The organism is Thermoactinomyces intermedius (assembly GCF_013912365.1).
Taxonomy (GTDB): Bacteria; Bacillota; Bacilli; order Thermoactinomycetales; family Thermoactinomycetaceae; genus Thermoactinomyces; species Thermoactinomyces intermedius.
Genome location: NZ_JACETT010000059.1, coordinates 52,739 through 70,273, shown reverse-complemented (window position 1 = coordinate 70,273; position 17,535 = coordinate 52,739). Strand labels below are relative to the sequence as shown.

19 protein-coding genes are annotated in these 17,535 nt (G+C 50.1%); 6 read left to right on the top strand and 13 right to left on the bottom strand.

The genetic code is table 11. The annotated features are described in order from the left end of the window. Nucleotides 1-84: 84 nt before the first annotated feature. From H1R82_RS12995 to hutU, 3 genes are read right to left on the bottom strand one after another with little or no spacing between them, the layout of a single operon-like run. Nucleotides 85-1,080: an agmatinase family protein gene (locus tag H1R82_RS12995; RefSeq protein WP_181731585.1), complete on the bottom strand. Its 996-nt coding sequence runs from the start codon at nucleotides 1,078-1,080 to the stop codon at nucleotides 85-87. Nucleotides 1,081-1,093: 13 nt separating this feature from the next. Beyond that, on the bottom strand, nucleotides 1,094-2,353 hold the full coding sequence (gene hutI, locus H1R82_RS12990) for an imidazolonepropionase (RefSeq protein ID WP_181731584.1): 1,260 nt from the start codon (nucleotides 2,351-2,353) through the stop codon (nucleotides 1,094-1,096). A gap of 5 nt (nucleotides 2,354-2,358) precedes the next feature. Then, nucleotides 2,359-4,017 carry a urocanate hydratase gene (gene hutU, locus H1R82_RS12985; protein ID WP_181731583.1) on the bottom strand — a complete coding sequence of 553 codons (1,659 nt, stop codon included), beginning with the start codon at nucleotides 4,015-4,017 and terminating at the stop codon, nucleotides 2,359-2,361. A 212-nt stretch (nucleotides 4,018-4,229) separates the two neighbouring features. Here hutU and H1R82_RS12980 point away from each other — a divergent pair, with 212 nt between their 5' ends. Continuing rightward, a complete protein-coding gene (locus H1R82_RS12980; RefSeq protein ID WP_181731582.1) occupies nucleotides 4,230-4,547 on the top strand; it encodes a hypothetical protein in 318 nt (105 codons plus the stop codon). 39 nt (nucleotides 4,548-4,586) lie between these two features. Beyond that, the gene (locus H1R82_RS12975; RefSeq protein ID WP_181731581.1) at nucleotides 4,587-5,171 is read left to right on the top strand and encodes a YdcF family protein; all 585 of its coding nucleotides are present in this window, start codon (nucleotides 4,587-4,589) and stop codon (nucleotides 5,169-5,171) included. 8 nt (nucleotides 5,172-5,179) lie between these two features. Here the strand turns inward: H1R82_RS12975 and H1R82_RS12970 are convergent, their stop codons facing one another. Then, complete coding sequence (locus H1R82_RS12970; RefSeq protein ID WP_309544837.1) at nucleotides 5,180-5,584, bottom strand: DUF309 domain-containing protein; 405 nt, start codon at nucleotides 5,582-5,584, stop codon at nucleotides 5,180-5,182. 43 nt (nucleotides 5,585-5,627) lie between these two features. On the opposite strand from H1R82_RS12970, the gene H1R82_RS12965 reads away from it, so the two are divergent. Beyond that, on the top strand, nucleotides 5,628-5,861 hold the full coding sequence (locus H1R82_RS12965) for a DUF1128 domain-containing protein (protein WP_181731579.1): 234 nt from the start codon (nucleotides 5,628-5,630) through the stop codon (nucleotides 5,859-5,861). A 27-nt stretch (nucleotides 5,862-5,888) separates the two neighbouring features. Here H1R82_RS12965 and H1R82_RS12960 read toward each other — a convergent pair whose 3' ends face one another. The 8 genes from H1R82_RS12960 to H1R82_RS12925 all read right to left on the bottom strand — a co-directional run bounded on the left by H1R82_RS12960 (nucleotide 5,889) and on the right by H1R82_RS12925 (nucleotide 14,811). Then, nucleotides 5,889-6,281: an acyl-CoA thioesterase gene (locus H1R82_RS12960; protein ID WP_181731578.1), complete on the bottom strand. Its 393-nt coding sequence runs from the start codon at nucleotides 6,279-6,281 to the stop codon at nucleotides 5,889-5,891. A 21-nt stretch (nucleotides 6,282-6,302) separates the two neighbouring features. After that, complete coding sequence (locus H1R82_RS12955; protein WP_181731577.1) at nucleotides 6,303-6,878, bottom strand: hypothetical protein; 576 nt, start codon at nucleotides 6,876-6,878, stop codon at nucleotides 6,303-6,305. Between the two features lie 183 nt (nucleotides 6,879-7,061). Further along, complete coding sequence (gene lpdA / locus H1R82_RS12950) at nucleotides 7,062-8,480, bottom strand: dihydrolipoyl dehydrogenase (protein ID WP_181731576.1); 1,419 nt, start codon at nucleotides 8,478-8,480, stop codon at nucleotides 7,062-7,064. Between the two features lies 1 nt (nucleotide 8,481). Next, a complete protein-coding gene (locus tag H1R82_RS12945) occupies nucleotides 8,482-9,750 on the bottom strand; it encodes a dihydrolipoamide acetyltransferase family protein (protein ID WP_309544836.1) in 1,269 nt (422 codons plus the stop codon). Nucleotides 9,751-9,853: 103 nt separating this feature from the next. Then, a complete protein-coding gene (locus H1R82_RS12940) occupies nucleotides 9,854-10,834 on the bottom strand; it encodes an alpha-ketoacid dehydrogenase subunit beta (RefSeq protein WP_181731575.1) in 981 nt (326 codons plus the stop codon). A 3-nt stretch (nucleotides 10,835-10,837) separates the two neighbouring features. Continuing rightward, nucleotides 10,838-11,941, bottom strand: coding sequence for a pyruvate dehydrogenase (acetyl-transferring) E1 component subunit alpha (gene pdhA / locus H1R82_RS12935; protein ID WP_181731574.1), 1,104 nt, complete (start codon nucleotides 11,939-11,941; stop codon nucleotides 10,838-10,840). A 554-nt stretch (nucleotides 11,942-12,495) separates the two neighbouring features. Then, complete coding sequence (locus tag H1R82_RS12930; protein ID WP_181731573.1) at nucleotides 12,496-13,851, bottom strand: hemolysin family protein; 1,356 nt, start codon at nucleotides 13,849-13,851, stop codon at nucleotides 12,496-12,498. A gap of 90 nt (nucleotides 13,852-13,941) precedes the next feature. Then, nucleotides 13,942-14,811, bottom strand: coding sequence for a Cof-type HAD-IIB family hydrolase (locus H1R82_RS12925; protein ID WP_181731572.1), 870 nt, complete (start codon nucleotides 14,809-14,811; stop codon nucleotides 13,942-13,944). Nucleotides 14,812-14,939: 128 nt separating this feature from the next. Here H1R82_RS12925 and mnmL point away from each other — a divergent pair, with 128 nt between their 5' ends. Together mnmL and mnmM are read left to right on the top strand one after the other, a co-directional pair. Then, nucleotides 14,940-15,935: a tRNA modification radical SAM protein MnmL/YtqA gene (mnmL, locus tag H1R82_RS12920; RefSeq protein ID WP_181731571.1), complete on the top strand. Its 996-nt coding sequence runs from the start codon at nucleotides 14,940-14,942 to the stop codon at nucleotides 15,933-15,935. After that, nucleotides 15,932-16,504 (top strand): tRNA 5-(aminomethyl)-2-thiouridylate-methyltransferase MnmM, encoded by a 573-nt coding sequence (gene mnmM / locus H1R82_RS12915; RefSeq protein WP_181731570.1) that lies wholly within the window; start codon nucleotides 15,932-15,934, stop codon nucleotides 16,502-16,504. Before mnmL ends, mnmM begins: the two co-directional genes overlap by 4 nt. Nucleotides 16,505-16,593: 89 nt before the next feature. Here mnmM and H1R82_RS12910 read toward each other — a convergent pair whose 3' ends face one another. Next, on the bottom strand, nucleotides 16,594-16,968 hold the full coding sequence (locus tag H1R82_RS12910; RefSeq protein ID WP_181731569.1) for a S1 RNA-binding domain-containing protein: 375 nt from the start codon (nucleotides 16,966-16,968) through the stop codon (nucleotides 16,594-16,596). 352 nt (nucleotides 16,969-17,320) lie between these two features. Here H1R82_RS12910 and H1R82_RS12905 point away from each other — a divergent pair, with 352 nt between their 5' ends. Further along, nucleotides 17,321-17,458, top strand: coding sequence for a hypothetical protein (locus H1R82_RS12905; RefSeq protein WP_181731568.1), 138 nt, complete (start codon nucleotides 17,321-17,323; stop codon nucleotides 17,456-17,458). The last annotated feature ends 77 nt before the right edge of the window (nucleotides 17,459-17,535 follow it).

Here is a 17,535-nt window from a genome sequence, read left to right as displayed (position 1 = left end):
AAAAAAAATAAACATCCCCCGCCACAAATAAAAGAGCCTCTGTTTCTCTGCAAGAAAAGGCCGTTTTTTCAAAAAACGGGGTTTTTATTCTTCGGATGAACCCGACTTCCTTCTTAACACCCCGGATAAGAAGGAAAGCATGGTGTGGGTTGCCGTTTTGACCGACACCGATCCCACATCCCGCATGGGATCGAGACAAACAATGTCCAATGCCTTGACTTTCGGTTCTTTTCCCAGCCGGAACATCGCCTCAAACAATTCCCGGGAATACAAACCGCCGGGATGGGATCCGGGAGAACCCGGCAAAAATGAAAGATCCAGCACATCCATATCCACAGTCACATAGATGAAATCGACCGATGCATTCAATTTGGACAGCGCTTCTTCAAAGACCGCGGCAAATCCTTTTTTCCAGATTTGATGCATGGTATAAAAAGTGATTCCCTGCTCCCCGGCATATTGGCGGTAGATCCGGGAATTGGCAAAGCCGTGGATGCCGATCTGGACAATTTCTGTTCCTTCCAGGGTGCCGGACTCCAACAGCCCGCGAACCGGTGTCCCGTTGCTCGGCCCTCCGCTTTCCAAGCTCCGCACGTCAAAATGCGTGTCAAACTGGAGCAAGCCGGTCTTGCCGGGCGGACAAGCTTTTTTCCACGCCTTGACTGAGGGGCACGTGACGGAATGGTCCCCTCCGATGATCACCGGCAAAAAGAAGTCCTGCTTTCGTGCCTTTTGATAAACTTCTTCCATTCCTTTTTCAATGTAATGATGGCAAAGCGGAATATCCGTCACATGCATGCGGACATCGCCCAGATCCCGCACCGTCAAGCAGGTTAAATCAACATCATGATCCACATCATAGGTGGAAAAGCTTTTCCAGCTTTGCCGGACGGCCCACGGTGTTTCGCTCGCTCCCGACGCACTGATGGAAGAACGGGACAACGGGACCCCGATCACTCCGACATCCATGGTTTCTTTCCCGTTCCACGGCCGGATCCACTCACTCACTTTCGGGTCATTGGGATCCGCCGTCTGAAAACGGTGGACAAAGGGGGGCGGATTCAAATAACGAAAGTTCATCCTTCCTTCCTCCCTAAACAACCCATTTTCCTTTTTTCATCACCCGTTCCACGTCATTGGATCCGTAATGATACGTCAAATGCAGATAATTGGGCACATCGAACACGACCAAATCCGCCTGCTTGCCAGGCTCCAGACTTCCGATCCGGTCCGCCCGGCCGATGGCATGGGCAGCATTGACGGTCACTGCCGTTATCACTTCCGCCGGTGTCATCTTCATGTGAAAACAAGCCAGATTCATCATCAAAAGCAAAGACTCGGTCGGGGAAGAGCCCGGATTGCAATCCGTCGACAAAGCCACCGGCACCCCGGCATCAATCATCTTTCGCCCGTCGGCAAAGGGAGCCATCAGGAAAAAAGCCGTTCCCGGAAGCAAGACCGCCACCACTTTCGCTTTGGCCAGTGCGCGGATTCCTTCATCAGACACTTTCAGCAAATGGTCCGCGGAAATAGCGCCGATGCGGGCAGCGAGTTCCGCCCCTCCCGTCGGTTCGAGTTCGTCCGCATGAATCTTCGGGATCAGGCCGGCTGCTTTGGCCGCCCGGAGAATGGTTTCAGACTGTTCGACGGAAAAGACGCCTCTTTCGCAAAAAACATCGCAAAATTCAGCCAAACGTTCGGAAACCACCCGCGGAATCATCTCGTCCGTGATCAGTCTGACATACGCATCCGGTTGTTTTTGGTACTCCTTCGGAACCGCATGCGCTCCCATAAAAGTGGATACAACTTCCACCGGATGCTCCTCGTTCAATCGTTTGGTCACTCGGAGCTGTTTCAGTTCATGTTCCGGGGACAGCCCGTATCCGCTTTTTGCTTCGACAGTGGTCACCCCGTTCTTTAAAAACCGGTCCAGCCTCGCTTTGGCTTGCTCCACCAATTCATCGATCCCCGCTGCCCGTGTTCTTTGGGTGGTTGACAGAATCCCGCCGCCTGCCTCCAAAATCTCCAAATAGGTTTTTCCGTTCAGGCGCATGTTCAGCTCATCTTCGCGGGAACCGGCATACACCAAATGGGTGTGCGGATCAATGAGCCCCGGCATGATGACTTTTCCCGTTGCATCCATATGGTTCACCTTCTCCCATGAACCCCAGCGTTTCCGCGCTTCGCTCTCCACTTCTTTGCGGGTCCCGACGGCAATGATGGTGTCTTTTTCAACCGCCACCGCCCCGTCTTCGATGATGCCCAGGTCATTCATTTCTTTCCCGGTTTTCGGGCGTCCCGCCCCTTGCAACGTGAGCAATTGGTTTGCTCCGGTAATCAGCCACTTCTCCATGTGCCTCACTCCAACATCGGAATCTGAATCCCATGCTTTTTCGCCGTTTCAACCGCTTTTTCATAACCGGCGTCCACATGGCGCACGATCCCCATACCCGGATCAGAAGTCAATACCCGTTCCAAGCGCCTCGCCGCTTCTTGGCTGCCGTCTGCCACCACCACCATGCCCGCGTGGATGGAATAGCCCATCCCGACACCGCCTCCATGATGGACAGACACCCAGCTTGCCCCGTTGACCGCATTGATCAATGCATTTAGCAACGGCCAATCCGCAATGGCATCACTGCCATCTTTCATCGCTTCGGTTTCGCGGTTGGGAGAGGACACCGAACCGCAGTCCAAATGATCCCGTCCGATGACAACCGGCGCCTTCAGTTCCCCCGATGCCACCATTTCATTGATGATTCGCCCGAATCGCGCTCTTTCGCCGTAACCCAGCCAGCAAATGCGGGCCGGCAAGCCTTGAAATTGCACCTTTTTGCGGGCCAAATCAATCCAGCGCACCAAAGTGGGCTGGTCCTTGAATTCCCGTTTGATCACTTCATCCGTTTTATAAATGTCTTCCGGGTCGCCGGACAAGGCCACCCAGCGAAACGGGCCTTTTCCTTCACAAAACAGAGGCCGGATAAAAGCCGGGATGAATCCGGGGATGGAAAACGCTTCTTTCACTCCTTCATCGTAAGCGGCCTGCCGGATGTTGTTTCCGTAGTCAAAGGCAACCGCCCCCCGTTCTTTCATCGCCAACATCGCCTTGACGTGTCCGGCGATGCTCGCCTTGGCCCTTTGGATATATTGCTTTGGATCGGTCTTGCGAAGCTGCTCGCATTCCTCCAAAGCCATCCCGGCGGGGTAATACCCGTTCAACAGGTCATGAGCCGAGGTTTGGTCGGTCACCAAATCCGGGATAAACCCCCGTCTCACCATTTCAGGGAGGCATTCGGCCGCATTTCCCATGAGTCCGATGGACAACGGTTCCCCTTTTTGTCTGGCCGCTTCCGCCATGCGAATCGCTTCATCCAGACTGTCCGTTTCCCTGTCGAGATAACCCGTTTGAATTCTCCGCCGGATTCGGGAAGGATCGCATTCGACCGCAATGATCACCCCTTCGTTCATGGTGACGGCAAGCGGTTGCGCGCCTCCCATTCCGCCCAACCCGGCAGTGACCGTGATCGTTCCTTTTAAACTGCCGCCGAAGTGTCTCCTTGCGGCTTCGGCAAACGTTTCATACGTCCCTTGCAAAATCCCCTGGGTTCCGATGTAAATCCAGCTTCCTGCCGTCATTTGCCCGTACATGATCAAGCCTTTTTGTTCCAGATTGCGGAATGTCTCCCAATCAGCCCAGGCCGGAACCAGATTGGAATTGGCCAGCAAGACCCGTGGCGCATCCGGGTGTGACTTGAAAACCGCCACCGGCTTTCCGGATTGAATCAGTAACGTTTCGTCATTTTCCAACGCCTTCAGCGAACACAGGATCGCATCAAAACACTCCCAATTCCGGGCGGCCTTCCCCATTCCTCCGTACACCACCAGCTCTTCGGGACGCTCTGCCACATCCGGATCCAAGTTATTCATCAACATCCGGTAAGCGGCTTCTTGAACCCATCCCTTGGTTCTTAAATCCGTTCCCCGCGGAGCGCGGATCTCTTGCCTCTTTCCATTCACCACGGACGGCTCCTTTCGAAATATTCTTTAAAAACACAATTTTATTTATATTTTACTTTCACCTTATCATGCTTGAAAACCGGGGAGCAAGCCATTCCGTTATCGAGTTAGCTCAGCGCAGAAAACGGACCGAAAGCCCTCTGCCTTTCCTTTCATGTCTTACGGATTTTTGCTATATTGATGAAGAATGCATTTCAAGGAGTGAATATCCATTGAGTATGGTGATTTCCGATTTGGCGGCCGGGAAACTGCACTGGCTGCTTTACCAGGAACAGCAGTCGGAAAACCGTCCGTTGGGAGTGAAAATTGTTTCCCTCACATCCGGGTGCAACAGCCCGGTGTATGCCCTCGAGATCACGGAAACGGATCCGGCCTGTGAGCAAGAAAACATTAAAGGCATCCCGTTTATGTGGCAAGCCGGCGAAAAGGAATGGATCCAAGGCTTGAAAATCGATTATGATCTGGTCCGCAGAAAATTTTCTTTGACCCATCAACATCCGCCACGCATGCCCGACTGCCCGATTGCATGAAATAATACAGAGACACCAAAAACAACGGAGAGGGGAATCATGCTGACAAGCAAATGGTTTTGGTTCGGATGGCTGTCCGCCCTTTTTTTCTGCGGGGTGTTTGTCTTCATTCACCTGTGGCAATGGGTTTCCCGCTTTGACCATAAAGATCCGCCGGAAGAACATGCAGAAGTCGGAATCGTGTTGGGAGCGGCATTATGGAATCAACAGCCGAGCCCGGCCCTGAGGGAGCGTTTGGAGCTGGCTTTGCAATTGTACCGGCAAGGGAGAGTGGATTATCTCATTTTATCCGGGGGATTGGGCAACAACGGGATCACAGAAGCGGAAGGTATGAAAAACTACCTGGTGGAACGCGGGGTTTCCCCCGCCCATCTTCTTCTGGAAGACCGTTCCTCCAACACCCGGGAAAACCTGCTGTATTCAGCGCAAATCATCAAGCGGAAGGGGTTTGAGAAGATCACCGTCATCACCCATGACTATCACATGGTACGGGCTTTGAATTATGCCCGGCAAGCCGGTCTCAAAGTGACGGCTTCGCCCGTTCATTCCAAGGTATTATTCCTTCCGTACCACAAAGCGCGCGAATGTCTGGCCTTGATCAAGCAACAAGTATTTAAACACTGACGGAACCCCTAATGATCCGGATTTCCCATCCTGGCCACTTCCTTTCTTAACACCGGATCCGTCAGTTCGATCACGATCCGCTCCGGAGTGGCATCCGGAAGGGCATTTCCGTTTAAAAAGGCGATCATCTTTTTCACATCCCGTTTTAACCGGTCCAAGTGAATTCCCATCCACTCTTTCTCCGGATAAAGCGACAGCTTTTCCAAAGCACCGGAAAGCAATTTTAAAGCTCCGTTCCGGTTGTCGTTTTGCAAATGATACAATCCGACAGCCACTTGGAGCAACCCTTGGTAATAGGGTTCCCTGCCCTCTTCTAGCCACAGCTCTTCCAACACATCGTGGCATACATAGTAGTCACAGACGGTGTTAAAATAATGAAAAAAAGCAATATATAAAGGGGAATAAGGCTCCACGGATTTCACTCCTTTAAAAAACGGCAGAGAGGATGGAGCAAATTTGAATTCTGGCACGCCCAGCAAGGAAAACCTGGAACAACTTGTCGAGGAAATCAAAAGCAACCTGAGATTGGTCAATGCATCCATCATCAGACCGGAAGATTTCGATTTGGATCAATATGAGGATTTGTTGGAAATCCACCGGCTGATCCAAAAAAAAGAAGGTCGGCTGACAATGATGGAAATCGAAGGGATTCTGGAGGAGTTAAGGGAACTCCGGGCAAACGCAAAATGAAGGCAGGGCTTTCCCCCTGCCTTGTTTTTATGTAAATACTTTGGCCAATGGTTCGGGCAATGCAACCGATTTTCTTTTTTTCAGGTCGATCGTGACACTGGTCACTTCCGCATCCGCCACTTTCTCCCCTTGTTCATTATAAATTTCATGCTTGAGCACAAAACTGGTTCTCCCTTTCCGCACCGGCTCTGTGGATATCACCAACTTTTGCCCCAACAACGCTTCCTTCCGGTAGTTAATGTTGATATTGACGGTCACCGTTCCCACTCCCATCTTGGTAAACACATCAAACGGGAGTCCCATTTTGTTGTACCAATCTTCACGGCTCCATTCCATATACTCTAAATATTTCGCATTATTCACATGCCCCATGACATCGATTTCCGTCGGCCGCACTTCGATTTGAATGGAGGTTTTCATCTCTTTCTCCCCTTTTTGAGATCAAAATAACGATTTTTTCTTTGTCTGAAAGGCATTTTTCTTGATGTCGTCGATCATCTCCAAAATCTCCAGCCAATATTGGTGATCCTCAACCAACCCGAACTTCCGTGTAAGGTATTCATGATTCCAAACAAATGCACGCAACGTAAATGCGTTGATCACCACGGTCTGTCCCTGACAGGATTCATAAAAACTTTTGTACAAAATGGGTTTCATTTTCAGAAAAGCCGCCTCCATCAACTCATCCTGTGCGGCTCCGCCTTGCCGGACATAAATGCCCGGCCGGATCTTTTTCCACTCTTGCAAGATCCGCTTGTTTAAAAAGCTTTTCTGATATTGGACAAACGCTTTACGTTCCTCTTTCGTCACTTCCCCTTTGCTTCCCGCAATCTGATCCATGATATGGAAGATGGTGTTTAATTGGGGAGGTGACAAATTTTCCGGTTTTCGGTGCCTGACATAAATATTTTGGTGTTTGAGAGAAGGAATCAACTCACCCATTTTCACGGCAATGGTTCCGCGCCAGCCGTTGCAAACCTTCAGAAACAACCGAGCCCATCGATGATACCAATTCATCTGCTTCACCCTTAACCATGCATGAATTGCCAGACCAAAAAAGATTATTTTCAGAAATATTCCCTTCCCATTATAATACGAAAAGCTCCCAAGCAGTTTAAATCACGATTATTTTTAAATTTCCGTCAAATCTCACCAAAAAAATACCCCGTGAAAGAGTCACGGGGCACCGGATCCGAAAGTTTACCGGTTCACCATATGGATGGCATGGCCCAGAACGCCTTCGGCCGCTTCCATGATCGTTTCGGTCAAGGTCGGATGCGCATGAATCGTCAGAGAGAGATCTTCTGCGTTGGCACCCATTTCCACGGCAAAAACGGCTTCCCCGATCAATGTGGAGGCCTCCGGACCGACAATTTGAACGCCCAAAACCTGTTTGGTTTCGGAGTCGGCCACGATTTTGACAAAACCGTCGGCCTGATTCATCGACAAAGCGCGTCCGTTTGCTTGGAAAGCAAAGCGGCTGACCACCGGATCATAGCCTTGTGCTTTGGCTTCTTCTTCCGTCAGGCCGGTGTAAGCAATTTCCGGATCGGAGAAGACGACAAACGGCATGGCTTGATAGTCGATGACGCTGTTCATGCCGGCAATGACTTCTGCAGCCACTTTTCCTTCATAGCTGGCTTTGTGGGCCAACAGCGCGCCGCCGGCGCAATCCCCGATGGCATAGATGTGGTCCACATTGGTGCGGCATTGATTGTCGATTTTGATAAAGCCGCGCTCATCCAGTTCCACTTGGGCATATTCCAATCCCAATTCGTCGGTGTTCGGTTTCCGGCCGATCGCAACCAGGCAATAGTCTGCGGTATATGTTTTTTCTTCCCCGCCGACCGTGGCTTTGATTTCCACTTCTTCGCCTTTGTTTTCGCCGCCTTGAACCATGGCTTCCGTCACAACGTTGACGCCCAGTTGTTTCAAGCGGCGCATCACCATTTTCGTCAATGCCGGATCACTTCCGGGGAGAATGGATTCGGCTCCTTCCAAAATGGTGACTTCGGCACCCAGTTTTGCATAAGCGGTACCCAATTCCAGACCGATGTAACCGCCGCCCACGACCACCAAACGTCCGGGAACTTCTTGCAATTGCAGCGCTTCGGTGGAAGAGAGGATCCGTTTTCCGTCAAACCGGAGAATCGGCAGTTCAGCCGGGCGGGATCCCGTTGCAATAATCACATCGTTAAATTTATAAGTCTGGCTGGAATCGTCCGTGACAACGCGGACCGAATCGGTGCCGTTAAAATATGCTTCTCCGCTGATGATCTCCACTTTGTTTCCTTGCAACAGAGATTTCACACCGCCGGTCAACTTTTTCACAACGCCGTCTTTCCATTTCATAAGTTCCGGCATGTTCACTTTGACGTCCCCGGAAACTTCGATCCCCATCTGATCCGCTTCTTTGATGGACAGGAAACGTTCAGAGGCCGTGATCAAAGCTTTGGACGGAATACAACCGCGGTTCAAGCACACGCCACCCAAAGCATCTTTATCGACAATGGTCACTTTGCGGCCCAGTTGTGCAGCACGAATGGCTGCCACGTATCCTCCCGGACCGGCTCCGATCACCAGAACATCGACTTCTTGTGCAAGATCTCCCACTACCATATCAGCTCATCTCCATCATTAAGAGTTTTGGATTTTCCATCAACTGTTTGAACCGACGCATAAATTGTGCAGCCAAATCGCCATCCACCAAACGATGGTCAAAGCTCAAAGATGCAAACATTTGCGGGCGGATGACAATCTCTCCGTCACGAACCACCGGTTTTTCCTGGATGGTTCCAACGCCCAAGATGGCCACCTCCGGATAGTTGATGATCGGGGTGAAGAATTGCGCCCCGTATCCGCCGAGGTTGGAAATGGTAAAGGTGCTGCCTTTCAACTCGCTGGGATCCAGTTTCATTTCGCGTGCTTTGGTTGCTTTTTCGGTGATTTCCTGAGCGAGTTCGAAAAGCGATTTGCGATCGGCATCTTCAATGACCGGTACCATCAAACCATGGTCGGTCGCGGTGGCCAGACCGATGTTGTAGTATTTTTTGATGACAATCTCTTCTCTTTCTTCATCGATGGACGCGTTCAGTTCCGGGAACTCACGCAATGCAGCGATGGCCGCTTTGATCATGAACGGCAGGTAGGTCAATTTGATTCCGCGTTCTTGCGCCACTTCTTTTCCCCACTTGCGGATGGCCATCAATTCCGTTGCATCGATTTCGTCCATCAAGGTGACATGAGGAGCGGTGTGTTTGCTTTCCACCATGCGTTTGGCAATGGTGCGACGGATACCGCGAAGCGGAATGCGTTCTTCGTTTCCTCTGGTTTCCACCGGTGTTTTTGCCACGGTTTTCTCTTGAACCGGTTTCGTTTCCGGTTGGGCTGCCGCTTCAGCTTGCCCGCCTTCTGCAAAACGTCTGACATCTTCGGCCAAAATCCGGCCATGTTTTCCGGTGCCGGTTACTTGGGTGATGTCGACTCCCAGTTCACGTGCCAATTTGCGGACAGACGGCATCGCCGAAACATTCCGTTTGTTGCCTGTTTGCTCCGGAGCCGCTTTTTTCTCCTCTTTGGTTTCCTGAGCCGGTGCTGCCGCCTCTTCAGCCGCGCTTTCTTCTGCCGCCGCTTCTTCTTCGAAATCTCCTTCTGCATCGATGATGGCAATCACCGAGTCAACCAGCACCACATCCCCTTCTTTGACTTTGATCTCTTTGATCGTTCCCGTTACCGGGGAGGGGATTTCGACTACGGCTTTATCGGTTTGAACTTCGGCAAAAATGTCAAATTCCTGGATGGTGTCTCCTTCTTTGGCATGCAGTGCCACTATTTCGCCTTCATGAATTCCTTCGCCCACATCCGGCAGTTTAAATTGATATGCTGCCACGAAAATAGCCTCCTTTTCTGATTTCATGTTTAAGAAAGGACGCGGTGATGTCGAAACCACCGCATCCATCCGTTATGTGTCTTTCCGGCACTCTGTTTCACAATCAGAAGTCAAGCACTTCGTTAATTCCTTGCACCACGCGTTTGACATCCGGAATCCATTGGTCTTCAATCATCGGGAATGCGATGACGGTATCCGGAGGAGCAATCCGTTTGACGGGTGCTTCCAGTTTCAAGATGGCATGTTCATTGATTTGGGCAATCACTTCAGCCGCAATTCCGGAAGATCTTTGCGCTTCCTGTACCACCACGGCGCGTCCCGTTTTTTCCACCGATTGGATGATGGTTTCGGTATCCAGCGGGCTGAGCGTGCGAAGGTCGATCACTTCCACTTTGGCTCCGCGTTCTTTTTCCAATTGCTCTGCCGCTTTCAAGGATGTATGAACCATGGCACCGTACGTGATCACCGTGACATCGGAACCTTCCCGAACCACGTTGGCTTTGCCGATCGGAACGGTGTATTCCCCTTCCGGAACATCTGCTTTTTGCGAGAAGTAAAGTTTCAAGTGTTCCAGGAAGAATACCGGGTCATTGTCCCGGATGGCCGAAATCATCAACCCTTTGGCATCATACGGATTGGAAGGCATCACCACTTTCAATCCCGGTGTTTGGGTGAGCAATCCTTCCAACGGGTCCCCGTGAAGTTCCGGCGGTTTCACTCCTCCGCCAAGCGGTGCGCGGAACACGATCGGGGCATGGAAACGGCCGCCGGTCCGGTAACGCAAGCGGGGAGCTTGTACACAAATCGAATCCATGGCTTCAAAGATAAAACCGATAAATTGGATTTCAGCAACCGGACGGAATCCTTGGCTGGCAAGACCGACTGCCAAACCACCGATCCCCGATTCAGCGAGCGGCGTGTCAAAAACGCGGTCTTCCCCGAATTCTTTTTGCAATCCGTCACTGACACGGAACACACCGCCGTTTTTCCCCACGTCTTCCCCAAACAAGAGGACGTTCGGGTCCCGTTTCAACTCGACACGAAGTGCATCATTAATTGCTTTTACCATTGTCATTTGTGGCATGGCTTATTTCCCCTCCTTTGTATATTCCGCTTTTTGTCTTTCAAGGTTCGGAGGCGTGACTTCGAACATAGAGTCAATCAAACCAGGAATGGTCATTTTCTCATATTTGTCCGCTTTTTTAATCTCTTCGGATACGGTTTGTTTTGCTTCTTCAATCACTTGATTTTCGTCTTCTTCCGTCCACAAACCTTTGGATTGTAAGTATTTGCGGAAACGAACCAACGGTTCGATTTTTTCATATTGTCCCGGCTCATCTTCCGGACGGTAACGGGACGGATCGTCACCGGACATGGAGTGTGCTCCGAGACGGTAGTTAATGGCTTCGATCAAGGTCGGTCCTTCACCGTTGCGGGCACGATCGGCAGCATCTTTCACCACCCGGTACACGGCCAAAACGTCCATTCCGTCCACTTGCACGCTGCGAATACCCGCAGCCACCCCTTTTTGCGCGACGGATTTTGCCGCTGTTTGTTTGCGGAACGGTGTGGAGATGGCATAACCGTTATTTTGCACGACAAATACGGCAGGCAATTGATAAGCGCCGGCAAAGTTCATTGCTTCATAGAAATCCCCTTGGGAACTTCCCCCGTCACCGGTGAAGGTGATGGCAACGCGTTTTTCCCCGCGGCGTTTAAACGCCATGGCCACACCGGATGTTTGCACATATTGCGCCCCGATAATGATTTGGGGAACCAAGACGTTCACGCCTTCCGGAATTTCCCCGCCGTGCTGATGACCGCGGGACCACAGGAATCCTTGGTACATCGGATAGCCATGCCAGTAAATTTGCGGAATATCCCGGTATCCCGGCAAGATAAAGTCTTCTTTATTCAAAGCGTATTCGCTTCCGATCATCGTGGCTTCCTGCCCGGAAACAGGCGCGTAGAAACCCAGACGTCCTTGGCGGGCGAGGCTGACTGCACGCTGATCCCATGTACGGGTAAAGACCATTCTTCTCATTAATTCTCTCAGCTGTTCATCGCTTAACTCCGGCATTTGTTCTTCGTTGATCACTTCCCCATCCGGAGAAAGGATGGCAAACGGCTCTAACGGTTTCAGGCTGACTTCCGATTTGCCAAAGACGGCAGCTTGTTTTGTTTTTGCCATGATTCATTCACCTCTTTGAATTAGTCTCAAAAAAACCAATCAGTGAAAGCGTTTCACTGTTACACCCATTTTTTTATTCTGTTTTATAACAATAAAAATAAACAAGGGAAAGCAATTGATTTTATTAACTTTTGTGCTTTGAAACAAATGGTCTTTTCTCAATAATACAACTCACAGCAAATTTGTCAATCACTCCAGAGCATCATTTTGTACTTTCCTTATCTTACCCATTGGCAAACACGCTCCATGCACAATCCGGGAATCATCACCTGTTCATCAAAAAAACAATTGATGAAATTAAATATTTAAGAAATTAATTCCTTTATAATTAAATTAAAAAATGGTACATTTTATAGAAGGATTTTTGTTTCCCCGCATGATTATCCATTTAATTTTTAAATGAAGAGGTGACGTTTCATGTGCACATTTTTGGAAGCGGACCCGCCCATCAGCCAAACCTCTTGATCACACAGAAATCACGGCAATTCATCTCAGCCCGTCATATATACATACAAAAAACAACACCAAAAGGCCTGGAAATGGATCCAGGCCTTTCAGTGTTCCGAAAATCGCGGCATGACATTTTCCCATTTCGGGGGAACCGGTTCCGAAAAACGGAATTCCCCGGCCCGCCCTGCTTCCGGTGCCCATGCATGCCTTTGATCCAGTGACACTTCTATTTTGCTGATCCGCAAATGATCCACTTGTTTCACCCGGAACAACAAATGGGAAAAGGCGACTTGATCTCCGACTTCCGGCGCTTTCTCCAACCGGGAGAAAAGCCATCCGCCGATGGTGTCATTGTGATCGTCCTGAATATGACAATGAAAAACCTGATTCACCTCGTCAATCAACCATCCCGGGTCGATCTCCATCTTGATGGAATCAGACAGCGGTTGCTTTTCTTCGGGCAACGGACGGGGAATCTCTTTCAGCATCTCATTCACAATGTCTTCCATCGTGACCAGCCCGGAGGTTCCGCCGAATTCGTCGATGACCACTGCCAGTCCGGTGTTCTCCTGCCGAAAACGGCGAAGCACGGCTTTGAGCTCCATCGTCTCGGGCACAAACATCGCCGGACGAACCAAATCCCTGATGGAAAAATCATCGCCTTCCCTCATCTTTTCAAACACGTCTTTGATATGGATCACGCCGAGAATCTCATCTTTGTCTTTCCCGCAATAAGGAAACCACGTGTGGCTTGACTGTCGGATGGTCTGAAACATCTCCCGTTCCGATTGCCCTTGATACAGGCAAACCATTTCCACCCGGGGAACCATCACTTCCCTCACGACACGGTCAACCAATGCAAAGACATTATCCACCAGGGCAAAAGCAGTTGGATCGATCTCCCCATGTTGATAGCTTTGCTCCAGCGACCGGCGGATCTCTTTTTCCGATTGAACCCTTTGTTCACCGGCATCCATCCCCAGTTTCCGCGAGAGGAAAACGGTCAATTGCCGCAAAATTTGGACAACCGGACGAAAAACATGGTAACAGCCAAGCACCCACGGCGTCAAAAAACGCATCACATTTTCCGGTTTGGAAAGGGCAAAAAGCTTCGGCAAGATCTCGCCAAAAACCGCGTGCAACAATGTCAACAACAAAAAGACCAAGAAAAAAGCAATGATTTGAACGGCTCCGTCCGACAGGCCGAAACGGTTCAGCCCGGATTCCATCCATTGAAACAAAAAAGATCCGCCCATCCATCCCAAACCGAGCGAGGATACCGTTATCCCGAGTTGCGCGGCAGAAACATATTGGTGGATATCCAACCTTTTCAACGACATTTCCAGCCTCTTCTTTGCCGGCGTATGACGCACCATAAGCTCTGCTGCAACAAAAACGGAATTAAACAGCACCAATAAAAGAACGACTCCAAGCACCCACCAACTGTCAGGATCTTCCAATTGTCAATGCCCCCTAAAGCGTTCTCGTTCTTATTATAGCAAAAAAACTCTTCATGAGACCGTATTCCGGCCCACAAAGAGTTTTCCCCTCTATACCACCGCTTCGATGCCGGCCCAGGTTTGAATCGCGTAGGCCACCCCGTGTTCATCATTGGTGCGAGTGACATAACGGCAGGCTTTTTTCACTTCTTCCTCCGCATTTCCCATCGCCACGCTGACACCGGCCCGTTTCATCATGGAAAGATCATTGAATTGATCGCCCAGGACCATGACTTGTTCCATCGGAATCCCGTGCTGCCGGGCAAAAAACTCCACCGCGATCCCTTTTTGCGCTTCGGGATGATTGATTTCGATGTTTTGCCCGTTCGAGCTGGTCACACAAACCCCGGCAACCGATTTTGCCTTTTCGCGGGCTTCGGCCAATTTTTCTTCCATCAACGAATAAGCCAAGACTTTATAGACGGGGGATTTCGCTTCCTCCATCACATCTTCATAATACCGGTCGCAAATCTCCGTCGTGCGAAATTGTTTCTTGGCCAAATCCCGGATCCATTCCTGAACCTTTGCACGATCGATCTGAAGCCGGTCCAGCTCCCCTTTCAGATTTTGAAATCCGTCGCGATTGCAGTAAATTCCGCCGGAGGTGTATAATTCATGATAAATCCCCACTTCCCGTAAGGCTTCATGCAGCTTCCGGACCTGATTTGCATCCAGAGAGATCTCCCGGAGAATTTCCCCTTTTTCCGACCGGATGCAAGCGCCGTTCAAATGAATCAAAGGCAACCGGAGACCGGCTTCCTCAAGAACCTTGACGGCGCCTTGGTATGAACGCCCGGTTGCAATGACCACCAAAATTCCTTTTTCGCGGGCCAATCGCAACGCCTTTTGATTTTCCGGACTGATCTTCCCTTCGTGATTCAATAACGTCCCATCCATGTCTGTTGCAATCATTCGAACCATGTTCCCCACTCCTTCCCGATGCTGACAAATCATTTCTTACCCCAACCAGCCATCCCTTAACCATCCTGAACCAAATCATGTATAATGGTCAATGGAATTTGACAGCAGACAAACACAAGGATGATACCATGAAAAACCATGAATCTAACACCCCTTCCTTTTGGGGCGAGAAACGATATCACACATGGAACCACCATCTGCGCCGGGTTTTCGGACAAAAAGTGTTTAAGGTGGCCTTGGACGGCGGATTTACTTGTCCCAACCGGGACGGAACCGTGGCTGTCGGCGGATGCACGTTTTGCAGTGCACGCGGCTCCGGGGACTTTGCCGGAAACCGGCGGGATGATTTATTAAAGCAATTTCACGAAGTCAAAACGCGGATGCATCAAAAATGGCCGGAAGCCAAATACCTCGGCTATTTTCAAGCCTTCACCAACACCTATGCCCCCGTGGAAACATTGAGGAACATGTATGAAATCATATTAAAACAACCAGGTGTTGTCGGCTTAAACATCGCAACACGACCGGACTGCCTGCCGGATGACGTGACGGCGTATCTGAAAGAACTCAACGAACGGACTTATTTGTGGGTGGAGTTGGGGTTGCAAACCATCCATGATGAAACAGCCAAACGGATCAACCGCGGGCATGACTTCTCCTGTTTCCTGGAAGCCGTGGATAAACTGAGGCAACACGGAATCCGTGTCTGTGCCCATATCATTCACGGCCTGCCGGGCGAAACCGAAGAAATGATGCTGGAAACCGTCAAAGCTTGTGCTGACATGGACATCCAAGGAATCAAAATCCATTTGCTGCATGTATTAAAAAATACGCCGATGGCGAAGCAACATGAAGCCGGGCTTATCCGGTTTTTGGAAAAAGATCAATATGTACGTTTGATCGCCGATTCCCTGGAACTTCTCCCTCCCGACATCGTCATTCACCGGTTGACGGGCGACGGTCCCCCGGACTTATTGATCGGACCGATGTGGAGCACCAACAAATGGAGTGTGCTCAATGCCATCGATGCCGAATTGAAAAGGCGCAACGCATGGCAGGGAAAAAAAGCCAAACCGCGCAAGCCGATGACGGCTTCCGCATCCAAGTCAGGAGGAAAAGCATGATTGTTCCATCCATCTTGCAAAGTGCCCACCAATGGGCGTCCGAAGTATTAACCCCCGGCGGGGCGGCCATCGATGCCACAACGGGAAACGGCCATGACACCTTGTTTTTGGCCAGGCAAGTCGGGCCGGACGGACATGTCTTCGGCTTTGATATTCAAGAGCAAGCCATCCAAAACACCCGCCGGCGGCTCTTGGCGGAAAACGCGCATCGTCAAGTCACATTGTTCCAAAAAAGCCATGATCAAATGTATGAAGTGTTGCCGGAAGAACTCTTGGGAAAGGTCCAGGTCGTGATGTTTAATCTGGGCTATCTCCCGCACGGGGACAAAACGATCATCACCCGGCCCGACACCACCGTCAGGGCCATGCAACAGGCCCTCCGATTTTTAACATCCGGCGGACTTTTGATCGCGGCTTTGTACACCGGCCATCCGGGCGGAAAGGAAGAAGCCGGCAGCGTCATTGCGTGGGCTTCCGGCTTGTCCCCCCGTTCTTTCCAAGTCATGTGGCAACAGATGGTCAACCGGGACCGGTCCCCTTCGTTGCTGATGATCGAAAAACGTTCATAAAAAGATGGATCCCCGCGGCGATCCGTCTTTTATAATAAAAACATCTTCCCGGCTTCCTGGAAGATGTTTGATGGCTGATTTATGAAACATTATCGGTTTTTTCTTTGCTTGGCTGCAAGGGCACTCAGTCGTTCTTCGCTGCTTTTCATCCATTTTTTCATCATGTCTTCGAAGTCCGTCGAACTTCTCCGACCAGAACGTCCTCCTCTTCGATCCCGCGGACGATCCGCCTGGAGCGCTTTTATTGACAAGGAGATTTTTCCTGAAGGATCAATGGAAAGCACTTTCGCTTTAACTTTTGCACCTACTTGCAACTCATCTTCAACTTTTTCCACATATTTTGTCGAGATTTGAGAAATGTGAACCAAACCCGTTTCGCCGGATTCCAGTTTGACAAATGCGCCGAACGGTTTGGTGGTAATCACTTCCCCTTCTACGACGGCCCCTTCCTTTAACACGCTCATTATAACACTCCCGAAGTGTAATTAATTCTGTACAAAAATACCATTTATTTTCGTAAAAGTCAATGGGTAAAAATGTCTCCGCACCCGATGATGCGCTTATTTTATTTATCTCCTTGTTTCCACGGTTCCAAACCCTTGCCTTTAGAATATACACCAAGACATGGCAAAATATGCCCTTGATTTCCCACCTGTTTCTTAGTTTAATATTTTTCTTATAAGGGAATTTGAAAGGATATGTGATTGTATAATCCCTTTCTGATTCTGTTGGACAAATCTGAGGCGGGGATGAAGCGGCGACATCCTCCGTGAACAACCCGTGCCGCGCAGAATTTATCGTTGGGAGGCTATTTTTGTGCAGCATTCGGTGAATGACGTGAAAATCATTGAGGAAAAGGCTAAGAAAGATCAGGCGGAAGAAAGAAAAGCGATCCGGGTGGTTCGGGAAGCAACCAAACATTTAAAAAACGAAAACAATCATCATTCAAAATAAACCTTTCCCAGCCAAATCCATCTCAGAAAAGGGGAACCCCTGCACCGGGTTCTTCTTTTTTTATTCCTTTCCAAAAA

Bases quoted from the DNA above. Each gene is read 5' to 3' on its own strand.
- H1R82_RS12955 (WP_181731577.1), bottom strand. From the start codon at position 6,878: ATGAATTGGTATCATCGATGGGCTCGGTTGTTTCTGAAGGTTTGCAAC.
- H1R82_RS12960 (WP_181731578.1), bottom strand. From the start codon at position 6,281: ATGAAAACCTCCATTCAAATCGAAGTGCGGCCGACGGAAATCGATGTC.
- lpdA (WP_181731576.1), bottom strand. From the start codon at position 8,480: ATGGTAGTGGGAGATCTTGCACAAGAAGTCGATGTTCTGGTGATCGGA.
- H1R82_RS12995 (WP_181731585.1), bottom strand. From the start codon at position 1,080: ATGAACTTTCGTTATTTGAATCCGCCCCCCTTTGTCCACCGTTTTCAG.
- mnmL (WP_181731571.1), top strand. From the start codon at position 14,940: ATGAAAAACCATGAATCTAACACCCCTTCCTTTTGGGGCGAGAAACGA.
- H1R82_RS12940 (WP_181731575.1), bottom strand. From the start codon at position 10,834: ATGCCACAAATGACAATGGTAAAAGCAATTAATGATGCACTTCGTGTC.
- H1R82_RS12910 (WP_181731569.1), bottom strand. From the start codon at position 16,968: ATGAGCGTGTTAAAGGAAGGGGCCGTCGTAGAAGGGGAAGTGATTACC.
- H1R82_RS12925 (WP_181731572.1), bottom strand. From the start codon at position 14,811: ATGGTTCGAATGATTGCAACAGACATGGATGGGACGTTATTGAATCAC.
- hutI (WP_181731584.1), bottom strand. From the start codon at position 2,353: ATGGAGAAGTGGCTGATTACCGGAGCAAACCAATTGCTCACGTTGCAA.
- mnmM (WP_181731570.1), top strand. From the start codon at position 15,932: ATGATTGTTCCATCCATCTTGCAAAGTGCCCACCAATGGGCGTCCGAA.
- pdhA (WP_181731574.1), bottom strand. From the start codon at position 11,941: ATGGCAAAAACAAAACAAGCTGCCGTCTTTGGCAAATCGGAAGTCAGC.
- H1R82_RS12975 (WP_181731581.1), top strand. From the start codon at position 4,587: ATGCTGACAAGCAAATGGTTTTGGTTCGGATGGCTGTCCGCCCTTTTT.